Origin of the sequence: Rhodococcus sp. NPDC059968 (genome assembly GCF_042738615.1) — a bacterium.
Lineage (GTDB): Bacteria > Actinomycetota > Actinomycetes > Mycobacteriales > Mycobacteriaceae > Rhodococcus_F.
This window is the reverse complement of the sequence record NZ_JBHWUE010000061.1, coordinates 1-20,689: the sequence shown is the minus strand read 5'-3', so window position 1 is coordinate 20,689 and position 20,689 is coordinate 1. Positions and strand designations below refer to the sequence as shown.

Genomic DNA, 20,689 nt, shown 5'->3' with positions numbered 1-20,689 from the left:
ATGACCACTGACGAACAGGCGATCGCACGCGACCTCAGCGATCGCGTCGTGACTCTCGTCGAACAGAACGACCTGTCGGATCCGACCGGGTTCCTCGGGGCCCGGTTCGACGCCGGCCTCGCGTGGGTCCACTTCCCGCCGGGACGCGGCGGACTCGGGCTGCCGCAGACCTTCCAGGCGCAGGTCGACGCCGAACTCGCGGCCGCCGGAGCGCCCGGTCCGGCGAAGGGCCGCAACGGGATCGGATTGGGCATGGCCGCGCCGACCATCGCCGCGTTCGGCACCGAGGAACAACAGCAGAAGTACCTTCGGCCGATCTTCACCAGCGAGCACATCTACTGCCAGTTGTTCAGCGAACCGGGGGCGGGCTCCGACCTGGCGGCGGTCGCGACGCGAGCGGTCCGTGAGGGTGACGGCTGGACGGTCAACGGGCAGAAGGTGTGGACATCGGGGGCGCAGAACGCGCAGATGGCCATCCTCGTGGCCCGGACGGATCCGACCGTGCCCAAGCACGCCGGGCTCACCTACTTCCTGTGCGACATGACCGATCCCGGTATCGACGTCCGGCCGTTGCGGCAGATCACCGGTGAGGCCGAGTTCAACGAAGTGTTCCTCACCGACGTCCACATTCCCGATTCCGATCGGCTCGGCAACGAGGGACAGGGCTGGCGGGTGGCCACCGCGACCCTCAACAACGAGCGGGTGGCGATCGGCGGTTCCGCGGCCGCCCGCGAGAGCGGGATGATCGGTCCGGTCGCCCAGGCCTGGCGGGAGCAACCCGAACTCCGCGACCCCGCGATGCACTACGAACTGCTCCGGCTGTGGGTCGAAGCGGAGGTCGCGCGGCTCACCGGGGAGCGCCTGCGGCAACAACTCGAGGCCGGGCAACCCGGCCCGGAGGGATCCGGCCTGAAGCTGGCTTTCGCCCGGCTCGCGCAGACCATCTCGGGATTCGACATCGAACTCCACGGCGAGGCAGGGCTGCGGTACGACGACTGGACCATGCGCCGACCGGACAAGGTCGACTTCACCGGCCGCGAACCCGGCTACCGGTACCTGCGCGCGAAAGGCAACTCGATCGAGGGCGGCACGTCCGAGATCCTGCGCAACGTCATCGCAGAACGCGTCCTCGGCCTCCCGCCGGAGCACCGCGTCGACAAGGACATCGCCTGGAAGGACCTGCCCCGATGAGCACCGCAGATCTGCTGTACTCCGACACGGAAGACGCCCTGCGCGACTCCCTCCGCCGCCTCCTCGCCGACCGCTGCCCACCGGAACTGGTGGTCGGGGCGTACGACCGGGCACCCGCCGACTTCTCCGGAGTATGGAAATCCCTCGCCGTCGAACTCGGACTGGCGGGCCTGCTCGTGCCCGAGGACCTGGGCGGCGCCGGAGCGAGCGCACGCGAGGCCGCGGTGGTCATGGAGGAGATCGGACGTGCCGTGGCGCCCGTCCCGTACCTTTCCAGCGCCGTACTCGCGACGGTCGCGCTGCTGAAGGCGGGAGACACGAAGACGGTCGGCGGACTCGCCGACGGGACGACCACCGGTGCACTCACGGTCGGGCTCGCGACCGCACCGGGCCTGTTCGCCCCGACCGTGCGCCGGGAGGGCGACTCCCTGACCGGCACCGTGACCAGTGTCGCGGGGGTCTCGGAGGCCGACATCCTGATCGTGCCCGCCCTGGGTCCGGGTGGACTCGAACTGCACACGGTGCCCGCGGGCACCGCCGGCGTCACGGTCACGCCGGTGCTCACGCTCGACATGACGCGGCCACTGTCGGATGTCGCGTTCGACGCCGCCGCGTCCATCCGCATCGACGAGGACAACGCCGCGGCGGCGGTCCGCGAGGCCCTCGTCGTCGGCGCCGCACTGCTCGCCTCCGAGCAGCTCGGGCTGGCGCAGTGGTGCTTCGAGACGACCCTGGCGTACGTCAAGGAGCGAACCCAGTTCGGCCGCGCCGTCGGGTCGTTCCAGGCGATCAAGCACCGCCTCGCCGACCTGTGGCTCGAGGTCACCTCCGCGGCCGCCGCGGCCCGCTACGCCGCGGACACCGCCGCCCGGGGCGACGCGGACGCCGAGGTCGCGGCTGCCGTCGCGCAGGCGTACTGCAGCGACGTCGCCGTCCACGCCGCCGAGGAGTGCATCCAGTTGCACGGCGGCATCGGCATGACGTGGGAATACCCCGCACATCTGTATCTGAAGAGGGCGAAGAGCGATCAGCTCGCGTTCGGCACCGCGTACCGTCACCGCGCGCGCCTCGCCGACCTGATCGACCTGCCCGCGTAACCCGAGCCACACCACCGACAGTCAGGAAGCAATCCATGAAGGCATGGCGTGTCCACGAACTCGGCGAGCCGCGCACCGCGCTGCAACTCGAGGAGGTCCCGGACCCGACGGCAGGCCCCGGCCAGGTGCTGGTGAAGGTTCTCGCCGCCCCGGCGAACTTCCCCGACGTGCTGCTGTGCCGCGGCGAATACCAGATCAAGCCGCCGCTGCCGTTCACACCCGGAGTCGAGCTGTGCGGTGAAGTGCTGGAGGTCGGGGACGGCGTTACCCGCTTCGCCGTCGGCGACCGGGTGATCGGCAACCCCAACCTGCCCGGCGGCGGATTCGCCCAGTTGGCGGTGATGGACGAGGCCAACACGTTCGCCGCCCCGTCCGCGCTCGACGACGCCGAGGCGTCGGCGTTGAGTATCGGTTACCAGACGAGCTGGTTCGCCCTCCACCGGCGCACCCAACTGAAGCCGGGGGAGACCCTGCTCGTTCATGCTGCCGCGGGCGGAGTGGGCAGCGCCGCAGTGCAATTGGGCAAGGCCGCGGGAGCGAAGGTGATCGGTGTCGTCGGAGGCGCCGACAAGGTCGAGTACTGCCGCCGGCTGGGGGCGGATCTGGTCATCGACCGGCACACCGACGATTTCGTTCCGCTGGTCAAGGAATTCACCGGAGGACGCGGCGCGGACGTCGTCTACGATCCGGTCGGGGGCGACGCCTACGCGAAGTCCACCAAGTGCATCGCGTTCGAAGGCCGGATCCTGATCATCGGCTTCGCCGGCGGCACCATCCCGACACCCGGTCTCAATCACGCCCTGATCAAGAACTACTCGATCATCGGACTGCACTGGGGTCTGTACACGCAGTACAACCAGCAGGCGATCGCCGACTGTCACGAGGAACTGACCCGTCTCGCCGATTCCGGTGCGATCAAGCCGCTCATCAGCGAGCGGCTCTCGCTCGCGGATGTGGCCGATGGCCTCGGCCGGCTCGGTGACGGCAACACCGTCGGCCGTCTCGTCTTCCAACCCTGAAGGGAACGCACATGGACGTAGGTTCACTGTTCGACGTCGCAGGCAAGACCGTGGTGGTCACCGGAGGTTCGCGGGGTATCGGCCGGATGATCGCGCAGGGATTCGTCGAGGCCGGGGCCACCGTGATCATCTCCGCCCGCAAGGCGGAGGCGTGTGAGAAGTCCGCGGCCGAACTGTCCGCCGCCGGGCCGGGGACGTGTCACGCACACCCCGCCGACCTATCCACCGAGGAGGGGATCGAGGGCCTCGTCGCACGGGTCGCCGAGATCTCGCCCCGGCTGGACGTCCTGGTGAACAACGCCGGAGCGACGTGGGGTGCGCCGATCGACGAGTTCCCCGCCGCCGGGTTCGACAAGATCTTCGACATCAACGTCAAGGGCGTGTTCATGCTCACCCAGGCGTTGCTGCCGAGTCTGCGGGCCGCGGCGACGGACGGTGACCCCGCCCGGGTGATCAACATCGGCTCGATCGACGGACTCGTGGTGTCGGGCACCGACAACTTCTCGTACGGGGCGAGCAAGGCCGCGGTCCACCTGCTCACCCGCAAGCTCGCCGCGACGCTGGCGGCCGAGCGGATCACCGTCAATGCCATTGCACCGGGACCATTTCCGAGCAAGATGATGGCGTTCATCCTCGACGACCCGGAGCGGAAGGAGGCGGTCGAGGGGTCCGTGCCGCTCGGCCGGGTCGGCACACCGGAAGACGTCGCGGGCACGGCGATCTTCCTCTCCTCGCGCGCCGGGGCATACCTCACCGGCATCGTCGTCCCCGTCGACGGCGGGATCTCGGGAACACGCTGAACAGCGCGGCACACAGTCGGAACACGGAACGAGCGAGAGGCGGTACGGCGGCGATGAGCTGGTACGACGACAGGCCCTGGATGGACCGGTACGACGAGAACACGCGTTCAGTGGGGGAGATCCCCGCCCGGACAGCGCTCGACATGTTCTCGGCCGCGGTCGAATCCGCCCCGGACGCGCCGGCCATCCGGTACCTCGGAGGCACCCTCGACTACCGCGAGGTCGACGAACTCAGCGACGGTGTGGCCGCCTACCTCACCGAAAACGGGTTCGAGAAGGGCGATCGGCTCGCGATCTACCTGCAGAACATCCCGCAGTTCGTGCTTGTGTTGATCGGGACGTGGAAGGCAGGCGGTGTCGTCGTCCCGCTGAACCCGATGTACCGGGACGAGCTCTCCCACATCCTCACCGACACGCCGGAGTCACCGCGATCGTGTGCAGCGAGAACGCATGGGCCGATCGGGTGGCGGAGCGGGCGTCCGCCGCGGGTGTGCGGATCGCGCTGACCGCGAGCGAACTCGACATCCAGACGTCAGACGACGCACGGGTGTTCGGGGGCGTGACCCGGGTGCGCGCCGAGGGCGTGCCGGACCTGCTCGAGGTGGCCCGGGCACGTGCTGGGGCCGACGTGCCGGATCCCGGGCTGGTCCCGGACGACATCGCACTCGTGTCCTACACGTCCGGAACGAGTGGAGTCCCCAAGGGAGCGACCAACACCCACCGGAATCTCACCGTCAACAGTTCGATCCTGCGCCTGTACGAGGGCAAGCCCGCCGGTTCGCCGATCTTCGCGCTCGCACCGCTGTTCCACATCACCGGCATGGTGTGCCAGTTGCTCACCGCGATCGACCTGGCGTCGCCGCTGATCCTCGCGTACCGGTTCGACGCTGGGGTCGTGCTCGACGCCCTCGAGCGGGAGCAGCCGGTGTTCATGGTCGGCCCGTCCACCGCCTACATGGCGCTGATGGCCCACCCCGACTTCTCCGGTGAGCGCTTCGCCTCACTGGAGGCCGTGATGTCCGGTGGCGCCCCGCTGCCCCCTGCCATCGTCGAACGGTTCCGGGAGCTGACCGGAAAGTACATCCGCAACGGCTACGGGCTCACCGAGACCAGCGCGCCGTGCGTCGTCGTCCCGCCGAACCTGGAGGCCCCGGTCGATCCGTCGTCGGGCACGCTGGCGATCGGCCTGCCCCTTCCCTCCGCCGTGATCCGGATCGTCGGGGAGGACGGGCACGACCTCGACCCGCTCGAGGTCGGGGAGATCGTCGTCGACGGGCCGATGGTCGTGCCCGCGTACTGGAACAAACCGGACGCCACGGCGCAGTCGCTGCCGGGCGGCCGCTTGCTCACCGGCGACGTGGGATTCATGGACGCCCAGGGCTGGGTGTACGTCGTCGATCGCAAGAAGGACATGATCAACGCATCTGGTTTCAAGGTCTGGCCCCGCGAGGTCGAAGACGTGCTGTACCGGCACCCGGCGGTCCGGGAGGCCGCCGTCGTCGGCGAGCCGGACAGCTACCGCGGCGAGACCGTCGCCGCGTTCGTCAGCCTCCGCCCCGGGCAGACGGCCGAGACGGACGACCTCGTCGAGTACTGCCGGGAGCGGCTGGCCAGCTACAAGGCCCCGAGGCGCGTCGAGATCGTCGACGAACTGCCCAAGACGGCCAGCGGAAAGATCCTCCGCCGCGAAATGCGCCGCGGCGCCCCGGCCTGAGCCGTCCGGTCGATCAGGCGACGACCGCGTGCGGGTACTCCGCCGCGCGGTGCTGGAACGACAGGATCCTGGGGTTCTGCACGACTCCGTCGCGGATCTCGACGGCCCGCCGAATCGTGTCGCTGCGGTCCCAGGCGGCGGGTCCGTCGAGGACCGTCCCCAGATGGGGGAGCAGGGCCTCGCTGATCTCCCAGGTCGCCGAATTCCACAGGTAGGACGGGCTGTGATCGACCGCGTAGTAGCGGGTGTTCTCACCGATCATGAATGTCGGATCGGCGAACGACGTGGGCCGGGCCCAGCTGAAGCCCATTCCCTCGTCGCAGGACACGTCGACGACGAGGCTGCCGGGCAGGAGGGTCTCGACGTCCGAGTCGATCAGGAACGTCAGCGGCGATTCCGTGTCCTGCAGGACGCAGTTGACGATGATGTCGTGCCGGGCGAGGAACCCGGCGAGCGGCATCCGGCCCTCGTCCGTGGTGACGTGGCTGCGGCGCGGATCGGCGTCGTCGTGATCGAACTGCACGATCTCCGCGGAGTGGATCGGCGAGCTCACGGCGGTGACCCCGCGCTGCGTGACGACGTGGACGTCGTGGATGCCCAGGGCGTTCAGCGCGGTCACGGCGCCGCGGGCGGTGGCGCCGAAGCCGAGGACCACGGCGCGGAGGCGGCGGCCGTAGTCGCCGGTCGAACCCGCGATCGACAGGGCGTGCAGCACCGAGCTGTATCCGGCGAGTTCGTTGTTCTTGTGGAAGACATGGAGCTGGAACGACCCCTCGACGCTCCAGTGGTTCATGGCCTCGAACGCGATCAACGTGAGGTGGCGATCGACGGCCACCTGGGTGAGCTCCGTGTCCTGAACGCAGTGCGGCCACCCCCACAGGATCTGGCCGTCACGCAGATCCGCCAGATCCTTCGCGAGGGGTTTGGGCAGCAGGAGGACGTCGGAGTGCTCGATCAGCTGCTCCCGGGTGCGCAGACCTCCCACCGACAGGGCCAGCTGCTCGTCGGAGACACCGAAGGGCTCGCCGTAGCCGTACTCGAGATGGATGCGGCCACGGAGGTCGGGGTCGATCCGGTCGAAGTGGAGCGGGTGGATCGGGAGCCGGCGTTCGTCGGTTTTGCTCGAGCGCGCGACTACGCCGAGGGTGAGTGGATGAGAGCGGTGTTGCTGCACAGGGGTGTCCCTTGGTCGACACTGCCGGAGAGAGTCTTCGGCAGAGAGTTGTTGCCGCGGAACCCGCAATGGAGGAGGCCAGCGTTCGATCGATGGGCGCGGCATCGGCCGGCGCGGCTGCAGCTCTCGACAAAGCCCGAGGAGATCACTCGGGGAAGACTGGTAGCACCAGAGAGAAAGGCTGCGCCGCGACAGGCGACGCAGTTTCTCGTGGTGCCCCCGGCAGGATTCGAACCTGCGACCTTTCGCTCCGGAGGCGAACGCTCTATCCCCTGAGCTACGGGGGCGCACCGGAAAACCGGTGTGCCGATTGGGCTGGCCAATCGTAGCGCATGGGTAGTGGGATCGACCAAATCGGTCCCCCTACTTCCTGGACTCGCCCCGGTAGCGGCCCGGACACGCCTACTGTCGGGAGGACGTGGACGCTCGCGAACTCTCGGGGAGGGGTCGAGAATGACCGATGGACGGCAGATTGGGTCGAAGGACTCCGACGGGCACTATTCCGAGTCCGACCTCGATCTGGACCTGCGGTGGTGGGCGGCTGCCAACTATCTGACGGTCGCGCAGATCTACCTGCAGGACAACACGCTTCTGCGTGAGCCGCTGCGCCCCGAGCACATCAAACCCCGGCTGCTCGGGCATTGGGGGACGAGTCCCGGTCTGTCGATGATCTACGCGCTGCTGAACCGTCTCGTCCGCCGGACCGACGCCGACTGTCTCTACGTGACGGGTCCCGGGCACGGTGGTCCCGCGCTCGTTGCCGCCACATACCTGGAGGGGACGTACTCGGAGGTGTATCCGGGCGTGTCCCGCGACGCCGCGGGTATCCACCGGCTCTGCCGGCAGTTCTCGACGCCGGGTGGCATCCCGAGTCACGTCAGCGTGCAGACACCGGGCAGCATCCACGAGGGCGGCGAGCTCGGGTACGCCCTCGCGCATGCCGCCGGGGCGGCGTTCGATCACCCGAATCTGTTGGTGGCGTGCGTAATCGGAGACGGCGAGGCCGAGACGGGACCCCTGTCCGGTTCGTGGAAGCTCCCCGCGTTCCTCAATCCGGAACGAGACGGAGCGGTGTTGCCGATCCTGCACGTCAACGGAGCGAAGATCGCCGGACCCACCGTCTACGGTCGCAGCAGCGACGCGGACATCGAGGCGTTCCTCGGCGGTCAGGGGTGGGCGCCGGTCGTCGTCTCCGGCGACGACCCGCGGCAGGTCTTCCCGGCGCTGCATCACGCCCTCACCGACGCGCACACCGCGATCTCCGACCTTCGGCGGGAGGCGCGGGCCGGCCGGCGGGGCGCCGCCAAGTGGCCCGCGATCGTCCTGCGGACCCCGAAGGGCTGGACCGGTCCGCGCACCGTCGACGGCGTGCTCGTCGAGGGCACGCACCGGGCCCATCAGGTTCCGCTGTCGGGGGTGCGGACCAACGAGGCGCATCTGCGTCAACTCGAGGAGTGGATGCGGTCGTACGGCCCGGGCGAACTGTTCGACTCGGCCGGCGCACTCGTCCCGGACCTCGAGCGGCTGGCGCCGCAGGGCGACAAGCGGATGGGTTCGTCGCCGTACGCGAACGGCGGCCGCCTGCGTGCGGATCTTCCCGTGCCGCCGCTGGAGAAGTACGCGCTCGCGATCGAGAAGCCCGGCACCACCCACCACGAGACCACCCGGGTGCTCGGGGAACTGCTCCGCGACCTGTACGCCGCCACCACCACGCCCGACGGCGGTGGCTACTTCCGGCTGTTCTGTCCGGACGAAACGTCCAGCAACCGGTTGGGCGCCGTGTTCGAGGTGACCGACCGCTGCTGGCAGCTGCCGGTCACCGACTACGACGACGGACTCTCGGCCCGCGGCCGGGTGATGGAAGTGCTCAGCGAGCACCTCTGCGAGGGATGGCTCGAGGGGTACCTGTTGTCGGGGCGGCACGGGCTGTTCGCCAGCTACGAGGCGTTCGCGATGGTGAGTGTGTCGATGCTCGTCCAGCACACGAAGTGGCTGCAGCACGCGGTGGATCTGCCGTGGCGGGCGCCGGTGGCGTCGCTGAACGTCCTGCTGACCAGCACCTGCTGGCGCAACGACCACAACGGGTTCTCTCATCAGGGGCCGGGCATGATCGATGCCGTCATCCCACTCGCGCCGGACGTCGTCCGGATCTGGCTTCCACCGGACTCGAACACCCTGCTGTCGATCGCCGACCACTGCCTCCGCAGCACCGACCACGTCAATCTCATCGTGGTCGACAAGCAGCCGCACCTGCAGTACCTGACCCTGGCGGAGGCACACGCGCACTGTGCGGCCGGGGCGTCGGTGTGGGAGTGGGCGGGGACGGAAGCCGCGGCGGGCGCCGACCCGGACGTCGTGCTCGCGGCCGCCGGGGACGTCCCGACCCAGGAAATCCTCGCCGCGGCGCAGTTGCTGCGCGAACACACCCCGGACCTGGTCACGCGGGTGGTCAACGTCGTCGACCTGATGGGGTTGCTCACACCCACCGAACATCCTCACGGATTCGAGGCACGCACGTTCCTGGACCTGTTCACGGCGGACAGGGATGTGGTGTTCGCGTTCCACGGATACTCGCGCGCCGTCCACGAGCTGATCCACGGACGTCCCGCCCCGGACCGGTTCCACGTTCGCGGCTTCAGCGAACAGGGCACCACGACCACACCGTTCGACATGGTCGTGCTCAACCGGATGAGCCGATATCACCTGGTCCTCGAGGCGCTGCGACGCACACGCAGAGAACCGTCCGGTGCCGGCGAACTGGCCGACTTCTGCCTCCGGCAACTCGAAAGGCACGGCGAATACGTCGTCGCGCACCTCGAGGACATGCCCGAGGTGCGCGACTGGACGTGGTCGTGAGGCCGGAGGTCAGTTCATCGGGAGGGGAGCGGCACCCTTCGCGGTGAGCATGTTCGTCATCACCGTCGACTCGCTCTGCTGAGTGTCCACCATCGTCTGCGCGAGAGAGCGGACCGCGTCTTCCGACGCGTGCTGGGCCGCGTACTCCATCATCGGGAGTCCGCCCTGGTGGTGACGCAGCATCAGCTGGAGGTACAGGACGTCGACGGCCGGACCGGTGGCCTGACGCAACGCGGCCATGTCCTCCGAGGACGCCATGCCCGGCATCTTCGACATCGAACCCATGTGCCCGCTGTCGGCGGACCCGTGGTCGTGACCGTCGGAGTGCTCGGATTCCATCCAGCCCATGTAGCCGCCGGACGGCAGCGCCGGCTGATCCCACAGCGCGAGCCAGCCCTGCATCTGCCCGAGCTGATTCTGCTGTGTGGTGAGGATGTCGTACGCGAGGCCGCGCACCGCCGGGTCGGTAGCGCCCGCCAGCGCGATCGCCGACATCTCCACCGCCTGGCTGTGGTGCACGCTCATGTCCTGCGCGAAACCGACATCGACGGAACCGGCCTCGGGAACCGGCGCGCCGGAGTCCTCGAGCGGGAGCCGGGCGAGGAACCCGAGCGCGAATCCGAGGGCGATGGCACCGATCAACCCGATGACCAGGAGCGCTGTGCGCTGACTGGGCCGGGAGGGGGCTGGTTCGTCTGCGGGTTCGGCAGAACTAGCCATTGCCGCCCTCGGCCGGCGCCTGCTGCAGATCGGACGGCAGCTGCAGGTCGCTCGGGAGCTGCATGCCGCTGGGCAGCTGCGCTCCCGCACCACCGGATTCCGACTGGTCGGGGCTGATGCCGCCGCCGTCCATCGGGACCGCGTCCGCGCCGGGTGCGCTCGGGTCGAACGGCGGCGGGTTGTCGGGGTCGAAACCGGAGCCCGGGATGGACGAGCAGCTCGCGCCGACCTCCGGGTAGGTGTTCTTGTTGATCCGCAGCGCGGTGATGAACTGGTCGATGCGCTCGTCGTCGACGCTGTCCAGCTTCAGCTGGTGGCCCCACGACTGCAGCGAGACCAGGCTGTCGAGGCCCGGGTACGGCGACAGCAGCGTGTACGTCTCGCCGTCCACCTTGTTCTTCAGCGTCTCGACCTGGTCGGCGGACAGCTCGTCCGGGTTGTAGGCGATCCACACGGCGCCGTGCTCGAGCGAGTGGACGGCGTTCTCGGTGCGGATCGCGTTCGGGTAGACCGTGCCGGTGCACGTCGCCCAGATGGCGTCGTGCGGGCCGCCGAACGGAGGCGACTGGTCGTACGCGACGCGCTGCGTCGGCTGGATGTGGATGCCGGCCGGGTAGTCGACCTTGAGGACGCCGTCGATGTTGACCGACGGGTCGGGATTCTCGGCGCTCGGCGCGTACTTCGCGGCTTCTTCCTTGGCCTGGTACTTGGGGACCAGGTTGATCGCGAGGATCGCCACGAGTGCGAGAACGGCCGCTCCGGCGCCGATCGTCAGCCACGGAATGTTCCGCGGAGCGGATACGCCGCCCGAGACTTTCGCGCCGCCGCTCTTCTTCTTGGCGGCCTTGATGGCCTTCGCCGACTTCGCGCCCGAGTTCTTATCGGGACCGCGACTTTCCGAACCGCTTGGCATCGATTGTGATCTTTCGGTGTGTGGGTTACGGGCGCTCGACCCCCGGTAACCGGAAGCTGAGGGCCGGGACTCAGGGCGACACCACTGTACTTTCCCACCCTGAGCGCAACCTGGGAGAGTGGCCGCGGCCACGCTCGCCCGCGGTCGCCGGGCCCGCGGCGGGACTCGCGGCAAGGCGGATCACCGCTCGGGACGCGTTGGCCATAGGATAGATACCTGTGACTCCAGCTGACCTTGCCGAACTGCTCCGCGGAACCGCCGCGAAAGTGCTCGCCGAACGCGGACTCGACGTGTCCGTGCTTCCCGAAACTCTCACGGTCGAGCGTCCGCGCAATCCCGAGCACGGCGATTACGCCACCAACGTGGCGATGCAGGTGGCCAAGAAGGTCGGTACCAACCCGCGTGAGCTGGCCGGCTGGCTCGCCGAGGCGCTGACCGCGGCCGAGGGCATCGACAGCGCCGACATCGCGGGCCCGGGCTTCCTCAACATCCGCCTGGCCGCCGACGCGCAGGGCGCGATCGTCGCGAAGATTCTCGAAGAGGGTGCCGCCTTCGGGTCCGGCCACACGCTCGCCGGCAAGAAGATCAACCTCGAGTTCGTTTCCGCCAACCCCACCGGGCCCATCCACCTCGGTGGAACGCGCTGGGCCGCGGTGGGCGACGCGCTGGGCCGGATCCTGTCCACCCAGGGCGCGGCGGTCACCCGCGAGTACTACTTCAATGACCACGGCGCCCAGATCGACCGGTTCTCCCGCTCGCTGATCGCGGCCGCCAAGGGCGAACCCGCCCCCGAGGACGGCTACGCGGGCGCCTACATCGCCGACATCGCCGCCCAGGTGCAACAGCAGCGTCCCGACGTGCTGGAACTGCCGACGGGCGAGCAGCAGGAAGTCTTCCGCGCCATCGGCGTCGACCTGATGTTCGCCCACATCAAGGGCACCCTGCACGAGTTCGGCGTGGACTTCGACGTCTACTTCCACGAGAACTCGTTGTTCGAGTCCGGTGCGGTGGAGAAGGCCGTCGAGACGCTCAAGGACTCCGGCAACCTCTTCCAGGAAGACGGCGCCTGGTGGCTCAAGAGCACCGACTTCGGCGACGACAAGGACCGCGTCGTCATCAAGAGCGACGGCAACGCGGCGTACATCGCCGGTGACATCGCCTACTTCCAGGACAAGCGCTCCCGCGGCTTCGACCTGTGCATCTACATGCTCGGTGCCGACCACCACGGGTACATCGGCCGGCTCAAGGCGGCCGCGGCCGCGTTCGGCGACGACCCGGACACCGTCGAGGTGCTGATCGGCCAGATGGTGAACCTCGTCCGCGACGGCGTGGCCGTGAAGATGAGCAAGCGCGCCGGGACGGTCATCACCCTCGACGACCTGGTCGAGGCGATCGGCGTCGACGCGTCGCGGTACGCGATGATCCGGTCGTCGGTGGATTCGAGCATCGACATCGACCTCGAACTGTGGACGAGCACCGGCAACGAGAACCCGGTGTACTACGTGCAATACGCGCACGCCCGCCTGTCGGCCATCGCCCGCAACGCCGCCGATCTCGGTATCGCCGTCACGGATCCCGACTTCTCGCTGCTCGTCTCGGAGCAGGAGGGCGATTTGATCCGCACCCTCGGCGAGTACCCGCGCGTCGTCACCAGTGCCGCGAATCTGCGTGAGCCGCACCGCATTGCGCGGTATCTCGAGGAGCTGGCCGGCGCCTACCACCGGTTCTACGGCGCCTGCCGGATCCTGCCTCAGGGTGACGAAGAGGTCGGCCCGCTGCACATCGCGCGACTGGCGCTCTGCGACGCGTCCCGTCAGGTCCTCTCCAACGGACTGGCCCTGCTCGGCGTCGGCGCTCCGGAGCAGATGTGAACGCGCACCCCGCAGGTCCCAAGCACGCCGAACAGCTGCACGCACCCGGTCTGCCCGAACGTCCCGCCGACGCGGCCGCGTTCGCCGCACTGTCTCCCGAGGTGTGGCCCCGCAACGCGCGCCGCGCCGCGGACGGGGTCGTCAGCCTGGCAGGTATCCCGGTCACCGAACTGGCCGAGAAGTACGGCACCCCACTGTTCGTGGTCGACGAGGACGATTTCCGGTCCCGCTGCCGCGACATGTCCCGTGCGTTCGGGCCCACGGCCAAGGTGCACTACGCGTCCAAGGCGTTCCTGTGCGGCGAGATCGCCCGCTGGGTCGCCGACGAGGGCCTTTCCCTGGACGTCGCGTCGGGCGGCGAACTGGCGGTTGCCCTGCACGCCGGCTTCCCGGCCGAGCGAATTGCCATGCACGGCAACAACAAATCGGTCGCCGAGCTGAACGCCGCCGTATCGGCCGGGGTCGGGCACATCGTGCTCGACTCCGCGACGGAGATCGACCGCCTCGACAAGGTGGCCGCCGAAGCCGGTGTGGTGCAGGACGTTCTGATCCGCGTGACGGTCGGAGTCGAGGCGCACACCCACGAGTTCATCTCCACGGCCCACGAGGACCAGAAGTTCGGGTTCTCGCTCGCGGGCGGAAAGGCGATCGACGCGGTCCGCCGGGTCTTCGCCGCCGGCAATCTGCGGCTGGTGGGCCTCCACAGCCACATCGGCTCGCAGATCTTCGACGTCGACGGCTTCGAAGTGGCCGCGCACCGCGTGATCGGGCTCCTGCGGGACGTCGTCGCGGAGTTCGGTGTGGACAAGACCGCTCAGATCTCGATCATCGACCTCGGCGGCGGCATGGGAATCTCCTACGTCCCCACCGACGACCCGCCGCCGGTCGATCAGCTCGCCGCCAAACTCGGCGACATCGTGCGCAACGAGTCGGCGCTCGCCGGGCTGCCGGAGCCGACGCTGGCCGTCGAACCCGGACGCGCGATCGCCGGACCCGGCACGGTGACGCTGTACGAGGTCGGGACCATCAAGGACGTCACCGTGGGCAGCAACCTCACCCGCCGGTACGTCAGCGTCGACGGCGGAATGAGCGACAACATCCGTACCGCGCTGTATCAGGCGGAGTACGAGGCCAAACTGGTCTCGCGGGTCAGTGACGCGGCACCGGTGGTGTCCCGCGTCGTCGGTAAGCACTGCGAGTCCGGCGACGTCGTGATCCGCGACACCTGGATGCCCGAGGACATCGACGCCGGCGATTTGCTCGCCGTGGCGGCGACCGGTGCATACTGCTATTCGATGTCGAGCAGGTACAACCTGCTCGCCCGCCCTGCCGTGGTGGCGGTGCGCGACGGACAGTCGCGCGTGATCCTCCGGAGGGAAACCGTGGAAGACCTGCTGAGCTTGGAGGTACAGGAGTGACGAGCGAATCGGCGCATCGCGCTATCGGTGTGGCCGTCCTCGGCCTCGGCAACGTCGGGAGCGAGGTGGTGCGCATCCTGCGGGAGCACAGCGAAGACCTCGAGGCTCGCGTCGGTGCCCCGCTGGAACTGCGTGGAGTGGCCGTGCGCCGCCCCGGTAAGGACCGCGGAATTCCCGAGGAGTTGCAGACCACCGACGCGGAGTCACTCGTGGCCCGCGACGACGTCGACCTCGTCGTCGAGGTGATCGGGGGCATGGATCTGCCCCGCAAGCTGATCCTCTCGGCGCTGAACTCCGGCAAGTCCGTCGTCACCGCCAACAAGGCGCTGCTCGCCGATCACACCGGTGAACTGGCCGAGGCGGCGGAACTGCACAACGTCGACCTCTACTTCGAGGCCGCCGTGGCCGGCGCGATCCCCGTGATCCGCCCGCTCATCCAGTCCCTCGCGGGTGACCGGGTGAACAAGGTCGCCGGGATCGTGAACGGAACCACGAACTTCATCCTGTCGGCGATGGACGAGACCGGCGCGGACTACGCCGCGACCCTCGCCGAGGCCGGCCGCCTGGGATACGCCGAGGCCGACCCGACCGCCGACGTGGAGGGCTACGACGCCGCGGCCAAGGCGGCCATCCTCGCGTCGATCGCGTTCCATACCCGGGTCACCGCCGCCGACGTGTACCGCGAGGGGATCTCCAAGATCACCGCGGCCGACCTGACGTCGGCTCGCGCACTCGACTGCACGATCAAGCTGCTGTCCATCTGCGAGCGGATCACCACCCCCGAGGGCAAGGAGCGGATCTCCGCGCGGGTCTACCCGGCGCTCGTGCCGCTGGAACATCCGCTGGCCTCGGTCAACGGTGCGTTCAACGCCGTCGTCGTCGAGGCGGAGAACGCCGGGCGCCTCATGTTCTACGGTCAGGGCGCAGGCGGCGCCCCCACCGCGTCGGCCGTGATGGGCGACCTGGTGATGGCCGCGCGCAACAAGGTGAACGGTGGCCGCGGACCCCGCGAGTCCAAGTACGCCAAGCTGAAGATCGCGCCGATCGGGGACATCCCCACGCGCTACTACGTCAACATGCAGGTGACGGACAAGGCCGGGGTCCTGTCGGCGGTGGCTGCCGAATTCTCGCAGCACGGCGTCAGCATCTCCACCGTGCGGCAGGAAGGCGCCGGCGACGGTGCCCGCCTCGTCGTCGTGACCCACGTCGCGACGGATTCTGCTCTGTCGGAAACCGTTGAAGCACTGAGCAAACTCGAATTCGTCACCGCTGTGACCAGCGTGCTGCGACTGGAAGGCACCGAACAATGACCGGCACCCGTAACCCCGTTCACACCCCCTGGCCGGGGCTGATCGAGGCTTACCGCGACCGCCTCGCGATCGGACCGAACTGGAAGACGATCACCCTGCGCGAGGGCGGCACCCCGCTGCTGCCTGCCGGGCACCTCTCGGAGCTCACCGGTTGCGACGTCTACCTGAAGGTCGAGGGGCTCAACCCGACCGGTTCGTTCAAGGACCGCGGCATGACGATGGCCGTCACCGACGCGCTGGCCCGCGGTCAGCAGGCCGTCCTGTGCGCGTCCACCGGTAATACGTCCGCTTCCGCCGCCGCGTACGCCGCCAAGGCGAAGATGACCTGCGCCGTGCTGGTGCCGCAGGGCAAGATCGCGATGGGCAAGCTCGCGCAGGCCGTCATGCACGGCGCGCGGATCATCCAGGTGCAGGGCAACTTCGACGACTGTCTCGAACTGGCCCGCAAGACCACCGCGGAGTTCCCCACGATCGGGCTCGTGAACTCGGTCAACCCGGTCCGCATCGAGGGCCAGAAGACCGCGGCATTCGAGATCTGCGACGCGCTGGGCAAGGCCCCCGACGTGCACGCGCTCCCGGTCGGCAACGCAGGCAACATCACCGCGTACTGGCGTGGGTATTCCGAGTACTACGCGGACGGACTCACCAGCGTGAAGCCCCGCATGCTCGGCGTCCAGGCCGCCGGCGCCGCACCGCTCGTCCTCGGCGCACCGGTGAAGCACCCCGAGACGATCGCGACCGCGATCCGCATCGGCTCGCCCGCGTCCTGGAACGGTGCGGTCAACGCCAAGGAAGAGTCGCACGGCGCCTTCCGGGCCGCGACCGACGACGAGATCCTCGAGGCGTACCGGCTGATCGCCAGGACCGAAGGGGTGTTCGTCGAGCCCGCCTCGGCCGCGAGCGTCGCGGGTCTGCTCGCCGCCCGCAAGGAGGGCTGGCTGGACTCGGGGCTGACCGTCGTCTGCACGGTCACCGGTAACGGCCTCAAGGACCCCGACACGGCGTTGGCGGGTATGCCTGAGGTTCAACCGATCCCGGTCGATCCTGTCGCTGTCGCGTCGGCCCTCGAGCTGGCGTAGTGGTGGCGCCCACGCCCACTGCGCCGCAGGACCACACCGCTGCCATGACACAGACCCTCCCCACGGGCCTCACCGTGACCGCCCGCGTGCCTGCGTCGAGCGCCAACCTCGGCCCGGGCTTCGACACGCTGGGCATCGCGCTCGGGCTGTACGACGAGATCACCGTGACGACCACGGCTTCGGGGCTGAACATCCGGGTCGAGGGCGAGGGTGCCGACGACGTGCCGTGGGGTCCGTCGCATCTCGTGGTCCGGGCCATCGAACGCGGCCTGGAATCGGCGGGCGTGTGGGCCGACGGCCTGGACGTGGTGTGCCGCAACGCGATACCCCATTCGCGGGGCCTGGGTTCGTCGGCCTCCGCCGTCGTCGGGGGACTGGCGGCCGCCAACGGTCTGGCGATCAAGCTCGACCCCGAACTCGGGCTGTCGCTCGATCAGCTCGTCCAGCTGTCGTCCGAATTCGAAGGGCACCCCGACAACGCGTCGGCGAGCGTGCTCGGCGGCGCCGTGGTGTCGTGGAGCTGCGCGGGCGAGCAGACCGACGGAGCGCCTGCGGCCACCGACATCTACTCGGCCGTCGCGCTGAAGGTCCATCCCGCGATCCGCGTCGTCGCTCTGGTGCCGGGCGAGCGCTCGTCGACCGCCCACACGCGGGGTCTGTTGCCCGAGACGGTTCCCCACCGGGACGCGGCATTCAACGTCAGCCGCGGGGCCCTCGCTGTGGTGGCGCTCACAGAGCGTCCCGACCTCCTGATGGCGGCCACCGAGGATCGACTGCATCAGACACAGCGCGCTCCGGCCCTTCCACTCACGACGCGATGGATCGCCGTCCTCCGGAAGGCGGGTATCGCCGCCGCCGTCTCGGGAGCCGGACCGACCGTACTCGCATTGACCACGGAGCCTTTCCCCGTGGATCTTCGAGCACAGGCCGAGGCCGAGGGGTTGCAGGTTCTCGAACTGGACGTGGCGGACGGCGTCCGGACCAGCTGACACGCCGTAGGGGCGTCTCCTTGCCCCTACGGTCGTTCACAGCTATCCTGGGCAATGTCCGTACATCGTGCGCATCAGACGCCGGTGCTTCACCAGGGCAATTACTCCAGGTCAATCGGGGTTGACGGCTCCTGGCACGATCCTCCGCACTATCTGTCGTGTAGGGATTGCGAGTACGCGCCTGTTTCAAAGGTGATGTGATGGCGGGCAAGCCGGCAGTTCTTCACATGCAACTACGTACGGCACATCCGAATTCGGTATTCGAAACCGAATTACGGGACGAACCCTCGACTCTGCGCAGCGCGAGTGAGGGAAGGAAAGGACCTCCGTGACCGATACGGACCTCATCGCCGCTCCTGTGCGCGCCTCCTCGGTGGATACCGTTGGCGCGCAGGCAGGCGACTCTTCACAGGCGTCATCGACCGCACCCGGCACCGGTGCAGTGACGGCCTCCACCAAGCGCGCCGAGGCGCGCCGAGGTGCCGGGCTGTCCGGAATGGTGCTCACCGAGCTCCGCACTCTCGCAGGTGAGCTGGGCATCAAGGGCATCTCGGGGATGCGCAAGGGCGACCTCATCGCCGCGATCAAGGAGCGTCAGGGCGGCTCTTCCGCCCCGGCCGCTGCCGCGACCGAAGCCGCTCCCCGGACCCGGGCGACGCGCGCGAAGCGCGAACAGTCCGCTCAGACCGAACTCGAGGTGACTCCCCAGACGGAGACCACCGAGAAGGCCGCCGAGCCCAAGACCGCCGAACCCGCGACGGGCGACGGCGCAGCCGCCGACACCGACACCGCCGAAGGCGGCCGCCGCGGGCGTCAGCGCCGCGGATCCGCGCGCCGGGCAGGCGCACCCGAGCAGGGTGACCAGGGCAGCAACGCTCAGGACACCGCCGCGGCGAATGCCACCGACACGCAGCAGGCCGAGCGCAAGCAGGCCGACGACCGTCAGGATTCCGCCGAGAAGCCGGCCAAACAGGACGGCTCCGGCGAACAGGGCGGCGACCGCAACCGACGTGAGCGGGGCGGCGACCGTGCCGACACTCGTGGTGACCGTGGCGACACCCGTGGCGACCGCGGCGAACGCGGTGACCGGGGCGATCGCGACAACCGTGGCGACCGCAGCCAGGGCAACAACGGCCCGCGCAACAACGACAACCGCCCGGGCGACGACGAGGAAGGCGGTCGCGGACGCCGCGGACGTCGCTTCCGCGAACGTCGTCGTGGACGCGACCGCGGCGAAGGCGGTGGCGGTGACGTCCGCGAGACCGAGATCCGCGAGGACGACGTCCTGCAGCCGGTCGCCGGCATCCTGGACGTCCTCGACAATTACGCGTTCGTGCGGACCTCCGGCTACCTGGCCGGACCGAACGACGTCTACGTGTCGATGAACCTGATCCGCAAGAACGGTCTCCGTCGCGGCGACGCCATCACCGGCGCCGTCCGGATCGGACGCGAGGGCGAACAGGGCAACCAGCGCCAGAAGTTCAACCCGCTGGTCCGCATCGACACCGTCAACGGTGGCGACGTGGAAGCGGCCAAGAAGCGCCCCGAGTTCGGCAAGCTCACCCCGCTGTACCCGAATCAGCGGCTGCGTCTGGAGACGACGCCGAACATCTTGACGACCCGTGTCATCGACCTGGTGATGCCGATCGGCAAGGGACAGCGTGCGCTGATCGTGAGCCCGCCGAAGGCCGGTAAGACCAGCGTTCTGCAGGCCATCGCGAACGCCATCGCGACCAACAACCCCGAGTGCTACCTCATGGTCGTGCTGGTCGACGAGCGTCCCGAAGAGGTCACCGACATGCAGCGTTCGGTGAAGGGCGAGGTCATCTCCTCGACCTTCGACCGCCCGCCGGGAGACCACACCTCGGTCGCCGAGCTGGCCATCGAGCGTGCGAAGCGTCTGGTGGAGGCGGGCAAGGACGTCGTCGTCCTCCTCGACTCGATCACCCGCCTCGGCCGTGCGTACAACAACTCGTCGCCGGCCTCGGGACGCATCCTCTCCGGTGGTGTCGACTCGACCGCGCTCTACCCGCCGAAGCGTTTCCTCGGTGCTGCGCGCAACATCGAGAACGGCGGTTCGCTCACGATCATCGCGACGGCCATGGTCGAGACCGGTTCCACCGGCGACACCGTGATCTTCGAGGAGTTCAAGGGCACCGGTAACGCCGAGCTGAAGCTCGACCGCAAGATCGCGGAACGTCGTGTGTTCCCGGCCGTGGACGTGAACCCCTCGGGTACGCGTAAGGATGAGCTGCTGCTCAGTCCGGATGAGGCCGCGGTGCTGCACAAGCTCCGGCGTGTGCTCTCGGGTCTCGACTCGCACCAGGCCATCGATCTGCTGATCGACCGCCTCAAGAAGAGCAAGAGCAACATCGAGTTCCTCATGCAGGTCTCGAAGACTGCCCCGGGCGCGATCGACGACTGATCTCGACTCGAAGCGGGGCCCCGGGGCGTTGGGGGGGCCGGGCCCCCCGGTTTTCACCCACGAAAACACAGGGGGACAAAAACCCGGGCACCCCCCGAGTACACACCCCCAAC

14 protein-coding genes, 1 tRNA gene and 1 pseudogene are annotated in these 20,689 nt (G+C 68.8%); 12 read left to right on the top strand and 4 right to left on the bottom strand.

From position 1 onward, the window contains the following. The 5 genes and pseudogenes from ACFWAY_RS35705 to ACFWAY_RS35685 all read left to right on the top strand — a co-directional run bounded on the left by ACFWAY_RS35705 (nt 1) and on the right by ACFWAY_RS35685 (nt 5,821). Nucleotides 1-1,191 carry an acyl-CoA dehydrogenase family protein gene (locus tag ACFWAY_RS35705; protein ID WP_378513835.1) on the top strand — a complete coding sequence of 397 codons (1,191 nt, stop codon included), beginning with the start codon at nt 1-3 and terminating at the stop codon, nt 1,189-1,191. Then, nucleotides 1,188-2,288, top strand: coding sequence for an acyl-CoA dehydrogenase family protein (locus tag ACFWAY_RS35700; protein WP_378457713.1), 1,101 nt, complete (start codon nt 1,188-1,190; stop codon nt 2,286-2,288). Before ACFWAY_RS35705 ends, ACFWAY_RS35700 begins: the two co-directional genes overlap by 4 nt. A 35-nt stretch (nt 2,289-2,323) precedes the next feature. After that, nucleotides 2,324-3,307: an NADPH:quinone oxidoreductase family protein gene (locus ACFWAY_RS35695; RefSeq protein WP_378513834.1), complete on the top strand. Its 984-nt coding sequence runs from the start codon at nt 2,324-2,326 to the stop codon at nt 3,305-3,307. Nucleotides 3,308-3,318: 11 nt separating this feature from the next. After that, on the top strand, nt 3,319-4,107 hold the full coding sequence (locus ACFWAY_RS35690) for a RhlG family 3-oxoacyl-ACP reductase (RefSeq protein WP_378513833.1): 789 nt from the start codon (nt 3,319-3,321) through the stop codon (nt 4,105-4,107). A gap of 53 nt (nt 4,108-4,160) precedes the next feature. Next, a pseudogene (locus ACFWAY_RS35685) lies at nt 4,161-5,821 on the top strand (AMP-binding protein). Between the two features lie 13 nt (nt 5,822-5,834). Here the strand turns inward: ACFWAY_RS35685 and ACFWAY_RS35680 are convergent. Together ACFWAY_RS35680 and ACFWAY_RS35675 are read right to left on the bottom strand one after the other, a co-directional pair. Beyond that, on the bottom strand, nt 5,835-6,995 hold the full coding sequence (locus ACFWAY_RS35680; RefSeq protein ID WP_378457717.1) for a N(5)-(carboxyethyl)ornithine synthase: 1,161 nt from the start codon (nt 6,993-6,995) through the stop codon (nt 5,835-5,837). Between the two features lie 211 nt (nt 6,996-7,206). Continuing rightward, a tRNA-Arg gene (locus tag ACFWAY_RS35675) sits at nt 7,207-7,282 on the bottom strand. Nucleotides 7,283-7,448: 166 nt separating this feature from the next. Here ACFWAY_RS35675 and ACFWAY_RS35670 point away from each other — a divergent pair. Next, nucleotides 7,449-9,851 (top strand): phosphoketolase, encoded by a 2,403-nt coding sequence (locus ACFWAY_RS35670; RefSeq protein WP_378513832.1) that lies wholly within the window; start codon nt 7,449-7,451, stop codon nt 9,849-9,851. A 9-nt stretch (nt 9,852-9,860) separates the two neighbouring features. Here ACFWAY_RS35670 and ACFWAY_RS35665 read toward each other — a convergent pair whose 3' ends face one another. Together ACFWAY_RS35665 and ACFWAY_RS35660 are read right to left on the bottom strand one after the other, a co-directional pair. Continuing rightward, nucleotides 9,861-10,571, bottom strand: coding sequence for a DUF305 domain-containing protein (locus tag ACFWAY_RS35665; protein WP_378457719.1), 711 nt, complete (start codon nt 10,569-10,571; stop codon nt 9,861-9,863). Continuing rightward, entirely contained in the window at nt 10,564-11,484 is a 921-nt protein-coding gene (locus ACFWAY_RS35660) for a DUF3105 domain-containing protein (protein ID WP_378513831.1), read from the bottom strand. The genes ACFWAY_RS35665 and ACFWAY_RS35660 overlap by 8 nt, the downstream gene beginning before the upstream one ends. Nucleotides 11,485-11,702: 218 nt before the next feature. Here ACFWAY_RS35660 and argS point away from each other — a divergent pair, with 218 nt between their 5' ends. The 6 genes from argS (at nt 11,703) to rho (ending at nt 20,576) form a co-directional block, all read left to right on the top strand. Further along, on the top strand, nt 11,703-13,355 hold the full coding sequence (gene argS, locus ACFWAY_RS35655) for an arginine--tRNA ligase (protein ID WP_378513830.1): 1,653 nt from the start codon (nt 11,703-11,705) through the stop codon (nt 13,353-13,355). Continuing rightward, on the top strand, nt 13,352-14,773 hold the full coding sequence (lysA, locus tag ACFWAY_RS35650; RefSeq protein WP_378513829.1) for a diaminopimelate decarboxylase: 1,422 nt from the start codon (nt 13,352-13,354) through the stop codon (nt 14,771-14,773). Before argS ends, lysA begins: the two co-directional genes overlap by 4 nt. Further along, nucleotides 14,770-16,083, top strand: coding sequence for a homoserine dehydrogenase (locus ACFWAY_RS35645; RefSeq protein WP_005252944.1), 1,314 nt, complete (start codon nt 14,770-14,772; stop codon nt 16,081-16,083). Before lysA ends, ACFWAY_RS35645 begins: the two co-directional genes overlap by 4 nt. Next, nucleotides 16,080-17,162, top strand: coding sequence for a threonine synthase (thrC, locus tag ACFWAY_RS35640; protein WP_378457723.1), 1,083 nt, complete (start codon nt 16,080-16,082; stop codon nt 17,160-17,162). Before ACFWAY_RS35645 ends, thrC begins: the two co-directional genes overlap by 4 nt. Nucleotides 17,163-17,206: 44 nt before the next feature. Continuing rightward, nucleotides 17,207-18,151, top strand: a complete 945-nt coding sequence (gene thrB, locus ACFWAY_RS35635; protein WP_378513828.1) for a homoserine kinase — start codon at nt 17,207-17,209, stop codon at nt 18,149-18,151. Between the two features lie 328 nt (nt 18,152-18,479). Next, a complete protein-coding gene (gene rho / locus ACFWAY_RS35630; RefSeq protein ID WP_378513827.1) occupies nt 18,480-20,576 on the top strand; it encodes a transcription termination factor Rho in 2,097 nt (698 codons plus the stop codon). Nucleotides 20,577-20,689: the final 113 nt, after the last annotated feature.

Excerpts from the sequence above, each read along its gene's own strand:
- ACFWAY_RS35705 (WP_378513835.1), top strand. The coding sequence starts at position 1 with ATGACCACTGACGAACAGGCGATCGCACGCGACCTCAGCGATCGCGTC.
- ACFWAY_RS35700 (WP_378457713.1), top strand. The coding sequence starts at position 1,188 with ATGAGCACCGCAGATCTGCTGTACTCCGACACGGAAGACGCCCTGCGC.
- ACFWAY_RS35695 (WP_378513834.1), top strand. The coding sequence starts at position 2,324 with ATGAAGGCATGGCGTGTCCACGAACTCGGCGAGCCGCGCACCGCGCTG.
- ACFWAY_RS35690 (WP_378513833.1), top strand. The coding sequence starts at position 3,319 with ATGGACGTAGGTTCACTGTTCGACGTCGCAGGCAAGACCGTGGTGGTC.
- ACFWAY_RS35670 (WP_378513832.1), top strand. The coding sequence starts at position 7,449 with ATGACCGATGGACGGCAGATTGGGTCGAAGGACTCCGACGGGCACTAT.
- ACFWAY_RS35665 (WP_378457719.1), bottom strand. The coding sequence starts at position 10,571 with ATGGCTAGTTCTGCCGAACCCGCAGACGAACCAGCCCCCTCCCGGCCC.
- ACFWAY_RS35660 (WP_378513831.1), bottom strand. The coding sequence starts at position 11,484 with ATGCCAAGCGGTTCGGAAAGTCGCGGTCCCGATAAGAACTCGGGCGCG.
- thrC (WP_378457723.1), top strand. The coding sequence starts at position 16,080 with ATGACCGGCACCCGTAACCCCGTTCACACCCCCTGGCCGGGGCTGATC.
- thrB (WP_378513828.1), top strand. The coding sequence starts at position 17,207 with ATGACACAGACCCTCCCCACGGGCCTCACCGTGACCGCCCGCGTGCCT.